Source organism: Saccharopolyspora sp. NPDC003752 (genome assembly GCF_053605825.1).
In genome coordinates, this window is the sequence record NZ_JBSGJZ010000033.1 from 1 (window position 1) to 17,397 (window position 17,397).

The 17,397-nt window shown below is 69.9% G+C and carries 13 protein-coding genes; 9 read left to right on the plus strand and 4 right to left on the minus strand.

The features are described 5' to 3' along the window. Positions 1-84 precede the first annotated feature (84 nt). The 3 genes from ACWEV3_RS32240 to ACWEV3_RS32250 all read right to left on the minus strand — a co-directional run bounded on the left by ACWEV3_RS32240 (position 85) and on the right by ACWEV3_RS32250 (position 3,964). On the minus strand, positions 85-765 hold the full coding sequence (locus ACWEV3_RS32240; protein ID WP_452617494.1) for a proline racemase family protein: 681 nt from the start codon (positions 763-765) through the stop codon (positions 85-87). Between the two features lie 46 nt (positions 766-811). After that, positions 812-2,614, minus strand: coding sequence for a M24 family metallopeptidase (locus ACWEV3_RS32245; RefSeq protein ID WP_452617495.1), 1,803 nt, complete (start codon positions 2,612-2,614; stop codon positions 812-814). Positions 2,615-2,773: 159 nt separating this feature from the next. Then, complete coding sequence (locus ACWEV3_RS32250) at positions 2,774-3,964, minus strand: amidohydrolase family protein (protein ID WP_452617496.1); 1,191 nt, start codon at positions 3,962-3,964, stop codon at positions 2,774-2,776. Positions 3,965-4,550: 586 nt separating this feature from the next. Between ACWEV3_RS32250 and ACWEV3_RS32255 the strand changes: the two genes are divergently transcribed. The 6 genes from ACWEV3_RS32255 to ACWEV3_RS32280 all read left to right on the plus strand — a co-directional run bounded on the left by ACWEV3_RS32255 (position 4,551) and on the right by ACWEV3_RS32280 (position 12,217). Next, positions 4,551-6,176, plus strand: a complete 1,626-nt coding sequence (locus ACWEV3_RS32255; protein WP_452617497.1) for a GMC family oxidoreductase — start codon at positions 4,551-4,553, stop codon at positions 6,174-6,176. A 10-nt stretch (positions 6,177-6,186) separates the two neighbouring features. Next, positions 6,187-6,585, plus strand: coding sequence for a gluconate 2-dehydrogenase subunit 3 family protein (locus ACWEV3_RS32260; RefSeq protein WP_452617498.1), 399 nt, complete (start codon positions 6,187-6,189; stop codon positions 6,583-6,585). A gap of 17 nt (positions 6,586-6,602) precedes the next feature. Then, positions 6,603-8,108: an aminobutyraldehyde dehydrogenase gene (locus tag ACWEV3_RS32265; protein ID WP_452617499.1), complete on the plus strand. Its 1,506-nt coding sequence runs from the start codon at positions 6,603-6,605 to the stop codon at positions 8,106-8,108. A gap of 16 nt (positions 8,109-8,124) precedes the next feature. Then, a complete protein-coding gene (locus ACWEV3_RS32270) occupies positions 8,125-9,561 on the plus strand; it encodes a purine-cytosine permease family protein (RefSeq protein WP_452617500.1) in 1,437 nt (478 codons plus the stop codon). Between the two features lie 86 nt (positions 9,562-9,647). Beyond that, on the plus strand, positions 9,648-10,631 hold the full coding sequence (speB, locus tag ACWEV3_RS32275; RefSeq protein WP_452617501.1) for an agmatinase: 984 nt from the start codon (positions 9,648-9,650) through the stop codon (positions 10,629-10,631). Between the two features lie 80 nt (positions 10,632-10,711). Beyond that, the gene (locus ACWEV3_RS32280; RefSeq protein WP_452617502.1) at positions 10,712-12,217 is read left to right on the plus strand and encodes a PucR family transcriptional regulator; all 1,506 of its coding nucleotides are present in this window, start codon (positions 10,712-10,714) and stop codon (positions 12,215-12,217) included. A gap of 312 nt (positions 12,218-12,529) precedes the next feature. Here the strand turns inward: ACWEV3_RS32280 and ACWEV3_RS32285 are convergent, their stop codons facing one another. Next, on the minus strand, positions 12,530-14,020 hold the full coding sequence (locus ACWEV3_RS32285; protein WP_452617503.1) for a carboxylesterase/lipase family protein: 1,491 nt from the start codon (positions 14,018-14,020) through the stop codon (positions 12,530-12,532). Positions 14,021-14,117: 97 nt separating this feature from the next. Here ACWEV3_RS32285 and ACWEV3_RS32290 point away from each other — a divergent pair, with 97 nt between their 5' ends. The 3 genes from ACWEV3_RS32290 to ACWEV3_RS32300 all read left to right on the plus strand — a co-directional run bounded on the left by ACWEV3_RS32290 (position 14,118) and on the right by ACWEV3_RS32300 (position 17,396). Continuing rightward, positions 14,118-14,717: a TetR/AcrR family transcriptional regulator gene (locus ACWEV3_RS32290; protein ID WP_452617504.1), complete on the plus strand. Its 600-nt coding sequence runs from the start codon at positions 14,118-14,120 to the stop codon at positions 14,715-14,717. A 172-nt stretch (positions 14,718-14,889) separates the two neighbouring features. After that, positions 14,890-16,176 carry a GH1 family beta-glucosidase gene (locus ACWEV3_RS32295; RefSeq protein ID WP_452617505.1) on the plus strand — a complete coding sequence of 429 codons (1,287 nt, stop codon included), beginning with the start codon at positions 14,890-14,892 and terminating at the stop codon, positions 16,174-16,176. Beyond that, positions 16,173-17,396, plus strand: a complete 1,224-nt coding sequence (locus ACWEV3_RS32300) for an MFS transporter (RefSeq protein WP_452617506.1) — start codon at positions 16,173-16,175, stop codon at positions 17,394-17,396. The genes ACWEV3_RS32295 and ACWEV3_RS32300 overlap by 4 nt, the downstream gene beginning before the upstream one ends. Position 17,397 lies beyond the last annotated feature (1 nt).

The following is a 17,397-nucleotide window of genomic DNA, read 5'->3' on the forward strand; positions in this document are numbered from 1 at the left end:
GTTGGCAGGGTTACCGCTGGGCACGTCAGGATCGGACTTGACGTGCTAACCCCACGGACAAATCCGGGGGTCTGCGCACTACGTCTACCTGATCACGCCGTAGAGGCTGTTGATCCGCTCGTCCTCGGCGTTGGCCAGGTCGTGGCGAGCGAGGATCTCCGCCTTGATCTCGGCGCTCAGCGAGATGAGCCGGGGCAGGTTCGAGGGGGTGACCGGAAGGCCGAGCCGACCTGATTCGACCACTGCGTAGAAGGCGCCGCCGTAGGCGATGTCGACTCGGGCGGTTCCCCGGGACGTGGGCACTTCGACGTCCAGGGAGTAGGCGTAGGAGGCGATGTTGACGAAGCGCACGCACGGGTGGCCGCCCTCGTCTTGGACGTGGCAGGTCACGCGTCCGGAAGGGACGTCGAGGACGATCTTGTTTCCGTCGCGTGGGGTGACGTACCCCGTCGTGTAGGCCCAAGTGGCGGCTGCGATGGAACCGTGGCCGCAGGCGGTGCTGAAGCCTTCGCGGTGGAAGAAGATCAGGCCGAGGTCTGCGCCGTCGTCGTCGGGCTCGGTGACGAAGCAGCCGTACATGTCGGCGTGGCCGCGCGGTTCGAGGGTGAGCATCGCCCGCGTCTCGTCGAGGCGAGCGATCGCGTCGTCCCGCTTGTCGAGGATGGTCGAGCCCCGAGGGGGCTGGACGCCGCCCAGCACGATCCGGAAGGGCTCGCCGGCGGTGTGGTAGTCAACGGTGCTGACCAGCTTCGGCTGTCCTGTCATGGGAATCTCCTTCCGAGGTGGAGCGCGCAACGAGGTACCAGCTGGATCAGGAGGACGCCGCGGACCGCAGCGGGCGCGTCATCTCGTGCAGCCAAGCGGAGACCTCCGGTGCCAGCAGGTTCCGGAGTTCGTTCTCGACCATCTCGTGGTACTCGTCGATCCAGCGGATCTCCTCGTCGGAGAGGGCCTCGAGGTCGATCAGCCGCCGATCGATGGGGGCGAGCGAGATCACTTCGAACCCGCACATCGGGAGCTCGCCTCCCGGCGGTACGACCGGTTCCCCGATGAGGAAGGTGTTCTCCACCCGCACGCCGAACTCGTCGGGGCGGTAGTAGCCGGGTTCGTGCTCGATGATCATCCCGGGCAGCAGCGGAACCTCGTTGCCCCGCTTCCAGTGCATGTACATCGGACCCTCGTGCACCTTCAGGAAGGAGCCGATCAGGTGCGCCGTGCCGGGGCCGTAGTCGAGGCCCGCACGCCAGAAGTGCTGGCGGGCTACGGCGTCGATGTGCATCGCGCCGATTCCGGGCGGGAAGCGCAGCACGGCGTGCGCGATGTGAGCCTTGAGGGCGAGCGTGTGCGCGTGGACGTGCTCCGGGCGAGGCGTGCCGATCGGCACCGTGCGGGTGATGTCGGTTGTTCCGTCGTGGTACTGGGCGCCGCCGTCGATCAGGAACACCTCGCCCGGTTCCAGCGGGACGTTGCTCTCGCTCGTCGGTGCGTAGTGCGGGTACGACGAGTGCGCCCCGACGCAGGCCGCCACCGGAAAGCCCAGTCCCCAGTAGCGTTCGTCGGCCTCGTGCAGTTCGCCGTACCGCCGGGCGACGGCGAGTTCGTCCACGCTCCCGGTCGGGCCGTTGGTGTCGATCCAGTGCAACAGCTGGACCAAGATCGCTCCGTCGCGCCGATGCACGTCGCGCGCCCCAGCGATCTCCTGCTCGTTCTTCACCGCCTTGGCAAGGTGGCACGGATCGCTTCCGTGCACGACCTGCGCGCCGGCCTCGCGCAGCTGGGATTCGATCGCGACCGGGGTGGTCGCGGGGTCCACCAGCACGCGAGATCCCGCCAAGGTCTTGAGGTGATCGGCGAACATCGCCGGTGGGTGGATCCGGATGTCCTCGCCCAGTTGTTCGCGCGCTCGGTCGTCCAGGGATCCCGGTTCCACGAACAGGTCCACACTCGCATCGTCGTGCAGCACGGCCCGGCTGGGCGGGGCCGGGAGGAAGGGCAGCCCACCGCCGCGCATGTTCACCAACCACGCCGTGTTGTCGCAGGTCGCGATCACCGCCGCCGAGCATCCGCCGCTGAGCTCCCCGGCGATCCGGTGGCGCTTCGAGGCGGAGCTCTCGCCTGCCAGGCGAACCGGATGCACGTGGGCCGGCAGCACCTCGACGGCCGGCCGGTCCTGCCAGATCCCGTCGACCAGGTTCTCCGGCACCGCAACGGTTTCGAAGGACGATTCTCGGCTCAACGCGCGAAGCACTTCGAGCGAGGCGATGGAGTGCAAGGCGGGATCGAAGCCGATCGCACCGCCATCGGCATGCCGAGCGACGTAGCCCTGCCACGAGAGGCCGACCAGGTCGTGGACCTCGAAGAGGTCCTCCGCGCACTGCTGCGCGGCTTGCCTGGTGTAGCGGGCATCCGTGAGCAGCGCCGCTCGGTCCAGCAGCACGACCGCGATGCCGGCCGAGCCGCGGAATCCGGTCAGCCACTCCAACCGGCAGTCGGCGGCGGGCGTCCATTCGTTGAGGTAGTGGTCTTCGTGCGGGATCAGGTAGCCCGTCAGATCGCGTCGAGACATCTCCGAACGCAGACGAGCAACGCGGTCGCGGTGGTCGGGTGTGCGCAAAATGATCTCCTCGATGCTGTGCGGTGCAGGTCGGGTCAGCCGGTCGCCTCGCTCGATGTGCTGCGCCCGAGCGCCGACCGCGACGGCGGTTGCTGCGGACTAGCGTCACTGCGACTGGCACGGCACAGGCGCGGGAGCCTGTTCTCGTTGCAAGGGCGGTCATGTGCTGCCGAGCGGTGCACCCCCCTGCACGACCAGTCGTGGCCGTTGCTGGTCCCAAAGCGCGGCGGGGTCGGTGAACGGATCCCCGTCCAACAGCAGGAGGTCGGCCCGGGCGCCGACCGCGATCCGGCCCAGATCGGCGCGCTGGATGAGTGCGGCGTTGACCGAAGTAGCGGACCGGAGGCAGGCGAGCACGCCCGCGACCTCGATCTGCAGGCGCAGGCCCAGCAACTGCTCGTTCTCCAGGTCACCCATCAGGTCGGAACCGAAGCCGACTCGGACACCGGCGGCGAGCGCGCGCTCGATCGCCACTCCGCCTGCGTCGAGCACCTTCCGGTTCTTCTCCGCGGCGACCTCGGCGAGGCCGACCTCCGCACCGCGTCGGGCCATCGCGTCGTAGGCGATCAGCGTGGGCACCAGGAAGGCTTCGTGCTCGGCCATCAGCGATGCGGTCGGTTCGTCGAGCAGGTTGCCGTGCTCGATCGAGCGCACGCCGTTGACCACGGAATGCCGGACGGCCTCGGAGGAGTAGGCGTGCGCCGCGACGTAACTGCCTCGTCGGGCCGCCTCGTCGGCCACTGCCGCGATCTCCTCGGCGGAGTACTGCGCGGGCAGCAGCGGATCGGCGGGGGAGACCACGCCACCAGAGGTCATCATCTTGATGGCGTGCGCGCCGTGCCGGAATCGTTCTCGGACAGCAGCGCGCAGCGGCGTCACACCGTCGACGACCTCGTTCATGTGTCCACCGTGGACGCAGATGTCGAGTTCGGCCGGTCGGCAGTCGCCATGACCGCCGGTCTGGCTCAGCGCAGGCCCGGTGTAGAGGTAGCGCGGTGCGGGGAACAGCCCGGCATCGATCGCCATGGCGAGCCCGATGTCGCCACCGGCGACGTCGCGAACGGTGGTGAATCCGCGCCGCAGCGCGGCCTCCAGCCTGCGCGCTCCGGCCAGCGCGAGGAAGCTCAGCGGCCCGCTTTCGAATTCCAGGTTGTTCAGGGATATCCCGTAGGCGTGGAAGTGCGCGTCGATCAGGCCCGGGATCACGGTCGCGCCCCTGGCGTCGACGACCCTGCCGGCCCGGCTCACCCGCGGTCCGATCTCAGCGATGACACCATCGGCGACCCGCAGCGATCCCTCGGTCGGTTCGGCGGACCAGCCGTCGAAGATGACAGCGTTCTCGAGCGTCAAGTCCCCTGCTGAGCTGGGCATCGAGTCTCTCCCGTTGATCTGCCCCGAAGCCCATGGGCTGCGGATGCGCCGGTGTGGCGAGGCGTTCGTGCGGCGAACAGCTGAGCGATCTTGAACCCGGTTGCCGGGAGCGGGGCACGACTCGCTGATCGGCCGGCACAAGCGGTTGCGACGGGAACCGCATCGAGTGCGCAGGCTCCCCTTCGGTGTCGAACCTCGATCGTTCGGTAAAGTGAACGATCTCACGTTAGGGTACGGGCTCTCGGGTGTCAATCGAGGGGTGGATTGGGCTCGACGAGCCTGCGGATTTTCCTTGCGTGGTTCGAGATTCAACAGATCGCGTGTGTGGTGGCAACGACGCCGCGCGTGCGCGCGTGCTGAGCGTAAAGCGTTCGTTCTACTGACCGATTCTTGAGGCGGGATGCCGGACGGCCCACGCCCGGCACCGGCCCAACGGACGGTCTCCTCCGGTTGTGCATCTGCTCAAGCGGTGTCGACTCGGTTGTGGCGGTTGGACCGTAGCGTGGCCGAGCCCCGCGCAAGCATTCTGTGCCGCACCGAACCGAGCTGATCGGGAGATCGACTGGTGAACGCACAGCAGGACCACCGCGACGCAGACGTCCTCATCGTGGGTGCCGGTGCCTCCGGCGGAGTGGCGGCCCTCGAACTGGCCACGCGCGGGTTCCGCGTGGTCTGCCTCGAGCAGGGCGACTGGGCACTCCCGGACGACTTTCCCGGCGGGAAGCCCCAATGGGAACTGGCCCGCCTGAAGCAGTGGAACCCCAGCCCGAACGCGCGCGGAGCAGCAAGCGACTACCCGATCGACACCGCCGAGAGTCCGATCGAGCCGCTCATGTTCAACGGCGTCGGAGGCAGCACCATCCTGTTCTCCGGTCACTGGGTGCGGGCGTTGCCCTCCGACTTCCGGGTCAGGACCCTCGACGGGGTGGCGGACGACTGGCCGTTCACCTACGAGGATCTGCGCCCGTTCTACGACGAGGTCACCCACCACATCGGTGCGTCCGGGCTCGATGGCGACCCGGCCTACCCGGATGCGCACACGTTTCCGCTGCCGCCGCTGCCGATCGGCAAGTACGGTCTCGCCGCGGCGAAGGGGATGGACAAGCTCGGCTGGCACTGGTGGCCCGCGCCCAACGCCATCGCCTCGCGGAAGTTCAAGAACCGGCCCGCCTGCCTGCGGTACGGCGCGTGCGAGTCCGGGTGCCCGACCGGAGCGAAGGCGAGCACCGACTTCACCCACTGGCGCGAGGCGATCGACGCCGGAGCGGTCCTGGTGACCGGAGCCAGGGTGCGGCAGCTCACGGTCGACAACCGCGGTCTGGTGACCGGCGCCGAGTACGTCGATCGCGACGGCGCCCTGCACCACCAGGCGGCAGGCGTGACCGTGCTCGCCGCCAACGGGATCGGCACCCCGAGACTGCTGCTCAACTCGACGTCCGCGCAGTTCCCCGACGGCCTTGCGAACTCCTCGGGCCTGGTGGGCAAGCGGCTGATGGTGCACCCCTATGCCTCGGTGTACGGAACCTACGAGGAGGAGCTCGAGACCTGGCTGGGTCCTACCGGGCAGGCACTGCAGTCCTTGCAGTTCTACGAGACCGACGCGGACCGGGGCTTCGTCCGAGGGGCGAAGTGGAACCTGATGCCGACCGGCGGCCCGCTCACCCACACGTTGTGGGAGCCCGGCCAGGACTGGCGCGAAGCGTTCGGACCGGCCTTCCACAGCCGGCTGCGGAGCACCTTCGGGCGCTACACCGAGTGGGGCATCACCACCGAAGACCTGCCGGAGGAGCACAACGAGGTCGTCCTCGACTTGGCGACCACCGACTCCGACGGCATCCCGGTGCCGAAGATCCGCTACACCATCGGCGAGAACACCGAGCGCATGCTCAAGTTCCACGTCGACCGGGCCATCGAGGCGCACCTGGCCTCAGGGGCCACCGCGGTCCACCCCATCCCGGTCGTCCGCGACAGCGGCTGGCACCTCCTCGGCACCGCCCGCATGGGCACCGACCCCGCCACCTCCGTCGTGGACGAGTACGGCCGCGCCCATGACGTGCCCAACCTCTTCGTCATCGACGGCAGCGTGTTCGTCACTTCGACGGGCGTCAACCCGACCGCCACCATCATGGCCGTCGCGCTGCGGGCGATGCGCCACCTCGCTGACAACCGGCACGACCAGACCACTGCCTGAGGACCCCGTGATGCTTGATCCCGAACAGCGACGCACTTTCGCCGCACTCGCCGACGTTCTCATCCCGGCGTCCGAGCCGATGCCGTCGGCCACCGCAGCAGGGGTTCCCGAGGCGTTGATCGATCAGGCCCTCGGCTACCGGCCGGACCTGACCGAAGCGTTCGTCGGCGCGGTGGCCTCGTGCGCCGACCAGGAGCCCGAGGCGGCGCTCGACGAGCTCGCCGCGCGCGGTCCCGGCCAATTCCAAGCCCTCACCCTGCTCACCGCCGGCGCCTACTTCCTGAGCCCCCAGGTGAATTCCGCCCTCGCCCACGACCCGCCGCCGCGCGCAGCGAACGACGACACCGACACCTACGTCGACATGTTGGTGGACGTCGTCGAGCGCGGTTTTCCGACCAGTCGAGCCTGACGAGCGAAGGATCCACGATGACCGAGACACGACCGCAGATCGACGCGGCCCCCCTGACCGGCGACGACCCGGCGCCGGTCGGTGCCGAGCCGGAAGCGCTGACGCACTTCGTCGACGGCGCTCGCTGGGCGGGCACCGGGACCGAGACCTGTCCAGTGGTCAACCCCGCGACGGGGCAGCCGATCGCCCGGGCCCTGCGCGGCACGGCGGCCGACGTCGACCAGGCTGTGGCCGCCGCCAGAACGGCGTTCGCCGACTGGCGCCAGAAGACGCCGAAGGACCGTGCCGATGTGCTGCTCGGAGCCGCGGCCGTGGTCGAGGCGAACGCCGAGGAGCTCGCGCGGCTGGAGTCCGCCAACGCGGGCAAGCCGATGCCGCTGGCCCGCGAGGACGTCGCCTTCACGATCGACACCCTGCGGTTCATGGCCGGGGCGGTCCGCGCTCAGCAGAGCTTGAGCGCCGGGGAGTACGTCGCCGGCCGCACCTCGATGATCGTGCGGGAGCCGGTCGGGGTCGTCGCCGCCATCACCCCGTGGAACTACCCGCTGCTCACCGCAGCCTGGAAGATCGGGCCGATCCTGGCGGCCGGCAACACCTGCGTGCTGAAGCCGTCCGAGCAGACCCCGCTGACCGCTCTGCGCCTGGCAGAGCTGCTGGCCGGCGTGCTGCCCGCCGGGGTGCTCAACGTGATCACCGGTGACGGGCCGGTCGTCGGCGAGGCGCTTGCGACCCACCCGGACGTCGCGCTCGTGTCGGTCACCGGCAGTGTCCGCAGCGGCCAGGCGGTGGCCCGCGCGGCCGCCGAGTCGCTCAAGCGCGTGCACCTGGAGCTCGGCGGCAAGGCGCCCGTCCTGGTGTTCGCCGACGCCGACCTGGACGCGGTGGCCGACGGCGTCGCGTTCGCCGGCTTCGGCAACTCCGGACAGGACTGCGGTGCCGCCTGCCGGGTCCTCGTCGAGGAGTCGGTGTACGACGACCTGGTCGCGCGGCTGGTGTCCCGGGCGGAGGCGCTGGCCGTCGGCGACCCGGCGGAGGGGGATCACGTCGAGATGGGCCCGCTGGTCTCGCAGGCGCATCGCGACCGGGTGGTCGGCTTCCTGGACCGGGCCCACGCCGAAGGCGTGCGAGCCGCGACCGGCGGCAAGGCACCGGGCGGTGCCGGTTTCTTCGTCCCCCCGACCGTGCTGGTGGACATCCCCGACGGGGCCGAGTGCACCCGCGAGGAGATCTTCGGCCCGGTCGTGACGGTCGAGACGTTCACCCGCGAAGACGCCGCGGTCGCCGCGGCCAACGGCACGGGGTACGGGTTGTCGGCGTCGGTCTGGACGGAGAACGCGCGGCGGGCCGCCGACCTGCCCGGCCGGCTGGACTTCGGGACGGTCTGGGTCAACGACCATCTCGCGTTCGCCACCGAGATGCCGTGGGGCGGCTTCAAATCCTCCGGCTACGGGCGCGACCTGTCGGCGTACGCGCTCGACGACTACTCGCGCACCAAGCACGTGATGGTCAACCGGTCCCGTTAGCGGAGGAAGGAGCGGAATGAGCGAGCAGCTGACAGGGCGGCAGGAGAGCATCGAGTCGGCCACCATCCAGCCCATCCCGCTGGACCGGCGGCACGGCACGAACCGGGACATGTTCACGATCTGGTTCGGCACCAACATCATGGTCCTGGCCATCGTCACGGGTGCTCTGGCCACCACGCTCTTCGGCCAGCCGGCCTGGTCCGCGGCCCTGGCGATCGTCATCGGCAACCTGTTCGGTGCGGTCTTCATGGCACTGCACTCCGCGCAGGGCCCGCGTCTCGGCGTACCTCAGATGGTGCAGACCAAGGGCCAGTTCGGCTCCTGGGGCTCCGTGCTGATCGTGCTGATCGTGGTGTGCATGTACCTCGGGTTCTTCACCTCGATCCTGGTCTTCGGAGGTGAGTCCCTCGCGTCCGTCATCCCACCTCTGGGGCAGCGCGGCGGCATCATCCTGATCGCGGCCGTCAGCCTCGCGGCCACCATCTGGGGATACAAGCTGATCCACGCCTATGCGCGGATCATGACCTACGTCTCGGGCGCGGTTCTGCTGCTGGCGTTCGTCTGGGCGTTCGTGGTGCACCCGGTCCCAGCCACCTTCTTCCACACCAGCGGTGCCGGCCTGGCCGGGTTCATGAGCATTGTTTCGGCGTCGGCCGTCTGGCAGATCGCCTACGCGCCGTACGTCTCGGACTACTCCCGCTACATGCCGGCGCGGACCGGAGCGAAGCCGGCGTTCTGGATGAGCTACTGGGGCACCAGCCTCGGTTCGATCCTGCCGATGTTCCTCGGCGCAGGCATCGGGTTGCTCCTGCCGGACCTGGACCCCGTCGTCGCGCTGACCAAGGCGACTGCCGGGATCAGCGTGCTGGTCGTCGCTGTGTTCAGCATCGGCGTGGCGGCCACGAACGCGATGAACCTCTACTGCGGCACCCTGTGCACGATCACGATCGCGCAGACGTTCGCGCCGCGCTTCACCGCCGGCAGCCGCGAGCGGGCCTGGATCGCGACCGGGCTCGTCGTGGTCGCGCTCGGGGTGGCGCTCACCGCTGGCGACGACTTCGTGGCGACGTACAACAACTTCCTGACGTTGCTGCTCGGCTCCCTGGTCCCGTGGACGGCGGTCAACCTCGTCGACTTCTACCTGGTCCGGCACGGCGACTACGCGGTCGAGGACTTCTTCCGGCGCGACGGCGGTCGCTACGGGTTGGTGAACTGGCCGGCGGTGATCTGCTACCTGATCGGGGTCGCGGTCCAGCTGCCCTTCATGGTCGTCGGTACGGCGTACACCGGGCCGATCGCCAGGCTTCTCGGCAACACCGACATCTCCTTCATCGCCGGCCTGCTCATCGTGTCGCCGCTGTACTACGTCACCGTCACGGCGCTGGCCCGGCGCACGGCGGGCGCCGGCGAGACCGTCACGAGTGTCGCGGACGCGCAGCCGCAACCCGAGTAGCCGAGCGACCAGATCTACCCCGGAGACGGTTCGTCCGGCGTCCTTCGCCGATCCACCCACCTCCCACTGAACGGAGCCACCCAACGATGAGCGACCACCAGCCGATCGGTGCCCTCGAAGCCACCGCGGTCCCGCGCTTCGCCGGGTTCGGGACCTTCGCGCGGATCCCGGCCATCGACGCCGTGCCCGACTACGACATCGCCGTTCTGGGCGTCCCCTTCGACGGAGGCACGTCCTACCGGCCCGGCGCCCGGTTCGGGCCGATGGGGGTCCGGCAGGCCTCGCGGCACCTGCGGCCGAGGTTCCACGTCGAGCTCGACTCCGCGCCGCTGGAGCAGGTCCAAGTCGTCGACGCCGGCGACGTTCCGTGCACGCCGTACTCCATCGACGAGGCGGTCCACCAGATCGAGGGGTTCGCCCGCGAGGTCGTCGGGAACCGGGATCGGCGCCTGGTGACCATCGGCGGCGACCACACGGTTGCGCTGCCGATGCTGCGCGCGGCGCGGGACAAGCACGGCCCGATCGCGCTCATCCACTTCGACGCGCACCTGGACACCTGGGACACGTACTTCAAGGCCCCGATCACCCATGGGACGGTGTTCCGCCGCGCGTTCGAGGAGGGCCTGCTCGCCGAGGAGAAGTCGATCCACGTCGGCATCCGCGGGCCCATCTACGACCGGCTCGACCTCGTCGACGACGCATCGTTCGGATTCCGGGTCATCCGGGCCGGGGACCTGGACACGCTCGGAATCGACGGAGCCGTCGATGCGGTGCGGCGGCGGGTGGGGGACACCCCGGTCTACCTCTCGATCGACATCGATGTGCTCGACCCGGCGTTCGCGCCGGGCACGGGTACGCCGGAGATGGGCGGCTTTTCCAGCCGTGAACTGCTGCACCTGCTTCGCCGGCTCGACGGTCTCAACCTGGTCGGAGCCGACGTGGTCGAGACGGCTCCGGCGTACGACCACGCCGAGATCACGTGCGTGGCGGCCGCGACGGTGGCCTTCGACCTCATCACGCTCATGAGCAAGACCGAGGCGCGGACGCCCGGCCCGTCGTCCCCAGCTTGACCGGTCCAGGCGCCTGCCGGTTCTCGTTGCGGAGCGTGCAAACGCACAAGAGCTGTCATACGCCTGTGTAGCGTGTGGCCATGGCAATCACGGTGGCGGATCTGCTCGGGCTGCCACACCTGCGGCTGCACCTGCACTCCGGTGCGGGCGGGCTCGGTCGGGAGGTCTCGTGGACGCACACGTCCGACTTGCCCGAGCCGTGGCAGTGGCTGGCCGGTGGTGAGCTCCTGATGACCAACGGCATGTCCTTCCCGGCCGCGGGAGCCCGGCAGCGGGCCCACATCGAGCGCCTGGTGGACGCCGGGGCGAGCGGCCTGGCGATCGGGGAGCGGATGTACTGCCCGCCGCTGACCGATGAGGTCGCGGAGGAGAGCGAGCGGCTGGGGTTCAGCATCTTGACGGTGGACTACCCCATGCCGTTCGTGGCCATCTCGCAGGCCGTTGCCGCCGCGAATCTGCTGGAGCAGTCGGACCGGCTGATCCGGACCGAGCGGATCTACCACGCCATGCAGCGAATGGTGACCCATCGAGGGGAATCATCGGTGCTCTCCCAGGACCTGTCGCAGCAGCTGGGCTGCGAGGTGCGCGTCTGCCACCGGGAGTCGGCCCAGCCGTGGTACCCGCAGGACCCGCGCTTCGACCCGGTGCTCACCGAGGCACTGCGCCAGACGGCATCAGGCGCTTCCGACCTGCGCGCCGGTGCGTTCGCGGTCCCCCTGCGGGACGGGCGCGAGCTGCGACTGGTGGACATCCCGACACAGCCGAACGCGGTGTTGGCCCTGGTGTCGGTCGACCGCAGCGTGCTCGACGCGATCCTCATGCAGCACGCGGTCACGGTGCTCGCCCTGGAGCTCTCGCAGTCGCTGGCCAGGATCGAGCACGACCGCCGACTGGGCGCCGAGCTGTTGGCCCAGCTGATCGAGGGACAGATCGACGCGCACAGCGGTAGCCGCCAGCTGGACGCGCTCGGCTTGGACGTCTCGCAGGCCGAGATCTTCGCGGTCACCTGCGGTGACATCGCCAAGCTTCGAGAGCTGCACGTGGCGCTGTGGCGGAACGGTGTGCGTCAGCTCGTCGTCCATCGGCGGGGCGTGCTGTACGTCCTCTGCGTCGACGGCGACCAGGCCAACTCCGTGATGCGCGCGAACCTCGGCGACGAGGCGCTGGTGGGGATCAGTGGACCGATCGCCACCGTCGAGCGGATCCCCGAGGCGGCGCGAGAGGCGGGTTGGGCGGCCCGCGCTGCGGCCGGCGTCACCCCGCACACCTTCAGGTACGGCGACGCCACGCCGCTGCTGGGTGTCGCAGGGATCGACGACGCGAACGCCCTGGTCTTGCGCGTGCTGGGCCAGCTCATCGACTACGAACGACTGCACCAGTCAGAGCTCTTGCACACGCTCGAAGCGTTTTTCGACAACCAGCGCTCCTGGCGGAAGACGGCGGATGCGTTGCACGTGCACCGGCAGACCGTTCTCTATCGGATCCGCAAGGTCGAGGAGATCACCGGGCACGACGTGAGCGACACGCGTGACATCGCCGAGCTCTGGCTTGCCCTGCAGGCTCGCGCGCTTCTCGGAGATGCCTGACTCGGGTTGCCGATCCATGCCGGTCACGTTGTGAAACTCCCCGACGGCAACACGCGCACGCACGGCCCGCTGTTCCTGTCCGAACGCCGCCCGGTCCCGGCCCGCCGCCCCGCGGCCGCCGACATCTGCCCGCACACCGGTCGCGCCCGCCTGGGCTACACCGCGCCCGCGTCCTGCTGGACAAGTACGCCGGGCTCGACCTGCACCAGCTGCGCCACAGCGCCGCCACCCACCTCGGCGAAGCCGAAGTCCCGCTGTCCCCGATGGGCAGGTGAGTGGCGGCGTCGCAGTCGTAGGAGCCGACCCGGACAATTACGAGAGATCGAAGGGGGCGGGGGAGTGGCCTTCCCAGATCTGTCGGGATGCCTGTTCGGGGTAGGGCCGAGTCTTCGACTCGGTGTCCAGGACGCGGGTGAGGTGCCCGCCGGGCCGGTGGGCGGACCAGCCCGCGTCGCCGGTGGTGACGAAGCGGACCCATGCCTCCTGGAGTTCGCGGGAGAGCGCGACGGCCTCGGGAGTGGGCTCCTCGCCGATGAGCTGGGTGCCGACGGGGCTGTCCAGCGTGCCGAACGCCAGGGGCACGTCGAGGCTGTGGCAGGCGCCCAGGATGCCGCCGAGGGCCGGGGCAACCCAGCACAGTTCGAACAGGTACGAGGTGCCGCCGGCTGCGGCGTTCGCCTCGGCCAGCTTCTGTGACGGCATGCGGAAGAGGGCGTCGGAGTACACCGTCTCCACCAGCTCCTCCGGGCCTGCCTGCGGGAACGCGGCACGGTAGGCCCGCGCGCCGTCCGGCTGCGGGGCGAGCAGTTCCAGGGCTGCGTGGGCGTCCTCCTCGGTGAAGGTGCCGTACCGTCCGCTCACGACGCTGAAGTACCGGAATTCGTCCCGGGCGTGGCCGACGAGCAGTTCGGTCCCGCTCGCGCGCGCGCCGGTCAGCGCGGGCCAGGGCGTTTCCGGGAGGACCTCGCCGTCGACGACGGGGCACAGCGCGGTGCCGGCCTCCGTGAGGCGTCCCCAGCTCTCCCGGTGCGCGTGGAGGCCGGCGTTGAAGGAGGTGAGCTCGGCGGCCAGGTGCCATGGGTCGATGTCGCGCAGGGCCTCGGCGGTGGGGGCCGCCGCGCCGAGCCGGTCCGCGAACGCGGCGGTGACCTGCCGTGCCAGCGCGGGGGTGCTGTGCAGCCCCGGCACCGAGTGGGCGATGGCCCGCCGGAACAGTCCGCGCGCGGACTTCATCGTCAGGAGGGCGGCGACCGAGCCCGCCCCGGCGGACACCCCGGCCACGGTGACCTGGCCGGGGTCGCCTCCGAAGGCGGCGATGTTGCGCTGCACCCACTCCAGCGCCGCGATCTGGTCCAGGAATCCGCGGTTGGGCGGTACGTCGTCGAGGAACGCGAATCCCTCCGCGCCCACGCGGCAGTTGATGGTCACCACGACGACTCCCGCCTCGGCCAGCGCTGCCGGGTCGTACATCGGGTCGCTCGACGCCGCCGAGAGGTAGCCGCCCACGGGGATCCACACCAGCACCGGCAGTCCCGCCGCGCCGGGATCCGGAGTGCCGACGTTGAGCGTCAGCCAGTCGGTGCCCTGCGGGGGCACGTCGATCGGCAGGGACAGCGGCACCACGGGGCCGAACTCGACCGCCTGCCTCGTCCCCTCCCAGCGGTGCGGCGGCGCGGGCGCGGCGAAGCGGAGCGCTCCGACCGGGGGCTGGGCGTAGGGGATGCCGCGGAACACCGCGTGCCTCTGCCGCCGGCGCCCCTGCACCACGCCTTCCGTGGTCCGTACCTTTGGCTGTTCGGGCATGACGATTCCTTCCCTCGAGTGGACCCCAGGGTTATGGGTCAGATGTATTATGTCAACTGTATTGGAACAGTCCCGGGATACGAGGGAGGGGCCGGCGATGCCGAAACAGGTGGATCACCGCGGACGCCGCGAAACGATCGCCCGCGCACTGTGGCGGGTGGTGGAGCAGCGCGGCGTCACACAGCTGACGATGCGCGTGGTGGCGCAGGAGGCGGGCATGTCACTCGGGCAGCTGCAGCACTACTTCGCCTCCCGGACCGCCATGCTCTCCTTCGCCATGGACTTCGCGTCCGAGCAGACCTCGGTGCGCATGCACCAGGGGCTCGAAAAGCTCGGTGACCGTCCGCACCCCCGTGACGTGCTGCGACTGACGCTCGCGGAAATGCTCCCCCTGCATGCCGACGCCCGCGCGACCAGCCGGATGAGCGCCGCCTACGTCCTGGAGGCGCTGCACGACGAGGCCGTGCACGAGCAGGCGCGCCGCGGCCTCGTCCAAGGGCGGGCCCTCGTCGAGCGGCTGGTCCACCAGGCGATCGCCGACGGGCACATCGACTCCGGCCGCGACCCGGCGACCGAGACCAACCTGCTCCTCGCCCTCACCGGCTTCACCCCCCTGATCGAACTCGACGTGATCGAGCCCCAGGACGCGCTCGCCGCGATCGACGTGCATCTGGACCGGCTGTTCAGGAGTACGTGACCTGCCCCCGGACACGACCTGACCCAACTGATGATCTTCGTGCTTTTCGGGCCGGGCATTGACACCTTGCCGCTTCGCGGCGCCTGAGCAGCGGACTCCGGATCGTCCCTTCCGCGAGTGCCGGATCGGCACTATATTCCGAATAACATTCACGTTTCGGGGAGTGATCGAGATGAAGGTCCCGCGCTTGCCCTCCGATTTCGTCTGGGGCGTGTCCACCGCGGCGTTCCAGATCGAAGGCGCCACCGCGGAAGGAGGCCGGGGACGTTCCATCTGGGACACCTTCACCGCCACTCCCGGCAAGATCGCGCGCGGCGAGCACGCCGACGTCAGCACCGACCACTACCACCGCTATCTCGAGGACGTCGCGCTGATGTCCGATCTGGGCGTGGACGCCTACCGGTTCTCGCTGGCCTGGCCCCGCATCCAGCCCGACGGTCGCGGTCCGGCGAACCCCGAGGGAATCGCGTTCTACGACCGCCTGCTCGACTCGCTCTGCGAAGCAGGCATCGACCCGGTCGCCACGGTCTACCACTGGGACACCCCGCAGGCGCTGGAGGACCGGGGCGGGTGGCTCAGCCGCGAGACCGCCGAGCGGTTCGCCGAGTACGCCGCGATCGTCGGCGAGCGCTTCGCGGACAGGGTGAAGATGTGGATCCCGCTCAACGAGCCGATGGTCATGTCGATCTTCGGCTACGGAATCGGCGAGTACGCGCCGGGCAAGGCGCTGCTGCTCGACGCGATTCCGACCGCGCACCACCAGCTCCTGGCGCACGGCTGGGCAGTGTCGGCGTTGCGCGCGGCGGGTGCCCGCGCGGTGGGAACCGCGAACAACCACAGCCCGATCTGGGGTGAAGACCCGGAACCGGTGTCCTTCTTGGACGCGCTGATCAACCGCTTGTTCGCCGATCCGATCCTGCTCGGCAGCTACCCCGAGGTGCTGCATGACCGGCTTCCCGACGGCTTCGCCGACGACCTGCCGGCAATCGCCGCGCCGCTGGACTTCTACGGCGTCAACTACTACGAGCCGATGGCCGTCCGCGCGCCTCGGACCCCCGGCCCGCTACCGTTCGAACTCGTTCCGGTCGAGGGCTATCCGATGACCACCAACGGATCGCCGGTAGTGCCGGACGGACTGCGCGAGCTGCTCGTCCTGCTCCACGAGCGCTACCCGGAGATGCCGCCGGTGCACATCACCGAGAACGGTTGCAGCTTCGACGAAATCCACGACGCCGACCGCATCGACTTCCTCGCCCGTCACCTCACCGCCGTGCGCGAGGCCATGGACGCCGGTGCGGACGTGCGCGGCTACTTCGTCTGGTCGCTCCTGGACAACTTCGAGTGGTCGAAGGGGTACGCGTCGCGGTTCGGCCTGGTGCACGTCGACTACGACACGCTCGTGCGCACCCCGAAGGACTCGTTCGCCTGGTACCGCGACGTGATCAAGCGGTCGAGATGACCGCGCTCGCCGAGCCCCGAACCCCGGTCCGCGCCGGATGGACGACGTTGCTCTTCCTGGCCAATCTCGGACTGTGGCTGGCGTTCTACGCGCCGATCCAGGTACTGCTGCCCCGGCAGGCGGAACTGCTCGCCGGCGTGGACAAGGAGGTCGTCTTCGGCGTGGTCACCGGGGTCGGCGCGGCGGTGTCGGTGGTGGTCAACCCGCTGGCGGGCATGCTCTCCGACCGCACCACCTCGCGGTTCGGCCGCCGGCACCCGTGGACGCTCGGCGGCGCGCTCGTGGGGGCGGCGGGACTGGCGGTCCTCGCCGCGGCGGGCGACGTGGTGACCATGACGATCGGGTGGTGCCTGGTGCAGGCCGGGCTCAACGCGATGCTCGCGAGCCTGGCCTCGGCGCTGCCGGACCGGGTTCCGGTGCCGCAGCGGGCACGGATCGGCGGACTCGTTGGGATCAGCCAGATGCTGGGCACCGTCGCCGGCGCGCTGGTGGTGACGGTGCTGATCACCGGGCTCGCCGGGGGTTACCTGGCGTGCGCGGCACTGGTCGTGCTCGCGGCAGCGGCGTTCGTGCTGCGCACCCCGGACACCACGCTGCCGGCGAAGCCCGCAGGCGGGCTGGTCGCCGCAGCGCGGCGGCTCTGGGTGTCGCCGCGCAGGTACCCCGACTTCGCGTGGGGCTGGGGCTGCCACTTCATGATCAACCTGGGCAACGCCTTCGGCACGCTCTACCTGCTGTTCTTCCTAGGCGACGCCTTGCGCCACCCCGATCCGGAGACGGGTCTGCTGATCCTGATGGGCCTCTACGGTGCCGCGCTCACCGTCGGCGGGATCCTCGCGGGAGCGCTGTCGGACCGCACGGGGCGGCGCAAGCCCTACGTCCTGATCTCGTGCGTGCTGATGGCGCTGGCCGCGCTGCTGCTGGCCGCGTGGCCGACGTGGACCTCGGCACTGTGCGCCGCTCCGCTGCTCGGACTGGGCTTCGGGATCTACTGGGCGGTGGCGCTGGCCCTGCTGACGCAGGTGCTGCCGACCGCCGCCGACCGCGCCAAGGACCTCGGCGTGGTGAACATCGCGAACTCGCTGCCCCAAGTCGTCGCCCCGGCGCTCGCCACGCCGGTCCTGGCCCACCTCGGCGGCTATGCCGGGCTGTTCACCGCATCGGCGGTGGTCACCCTGCTCGCGGGCGTGCTCGTCACCCGCGTGCGCGGAGTCGCCTGAC

Excerpts from the sequence above, each read along its gene's own strand:
- ACWEV3_RS32240 (WP_452617494.1), bottom strand. The coding sequence starts at position 765 with ATGACAGGACAGCCGAAGCTGGTCAGCACCGTTGACTACCACACCGCC.
- ACWEV3_RS32260 (WP_452617498.1), top strand. The coding sequence starts at position 6,187 with ATGCTTGATCCCGAACAGCGACGCACTTTCGCCGCACTCGCCGACGTT.
- ACWEV3_RS32265 (WP_452617499.1), top strand. The coding sequence starts at position 6,603 with ATGACCGAGACACGACCGCAGATCGACGCGGCCCCCCTGACCGGCGAC.
- ACWEV3_RS32270 (WP_452617500.1), top strand. The coding sequence starts at position 8,125 with ATGAGCGAGCAGCTGACAGGGCGGCAGGAGAGCATCGAGTCGGCCACC.
- speB (WP_452617501.1), top strand. The coding sequence starts at position 9,648 with ATGAGCGACCACCAGCCGATCGGTGCCCTCGAAGCCACCGCGGTCCCG.
- ACWEV3_RS32280 (WP_452617502.1), top strand. The coding sequence starts at position 10,712 with ATGGCAATCACGGTGGCGGATCTGCTCGGGCTGCCACACCTGCGGCTG.
- ACWEV3_RS32285 (WP_452617503.1), bottom strand. The coding sequence starts at position 14,020 with ATGCCCGAACAGCCAAAGGTACGGACCACGGAAGGCGTGGTGCAGGGG.
- ACWEV3_RS32290 (WP_452617504.1), top strand. The coding sequence starts at position 14,118 with ATGCCGAAACAGGTGGATCACCGCGGACGCCGCGAAACGATCGCCCGC.
- ACWEV3_RS32295 (WP_452617505.1), top strand. The coding sequence starts at position 14,890 with ATGAAGGTCCCGCGCTTGCCCTCCGATTTCGTCTGGGGCGTGTCCACC.
- ACWEV3_RS32300 (WP_452617506.1), top strand. The coding sequence starts at position 16,173 with ATGACCGCGCTCGCCGAGCCCCGAACCCCGGTCCGCGCCGGATGGACG.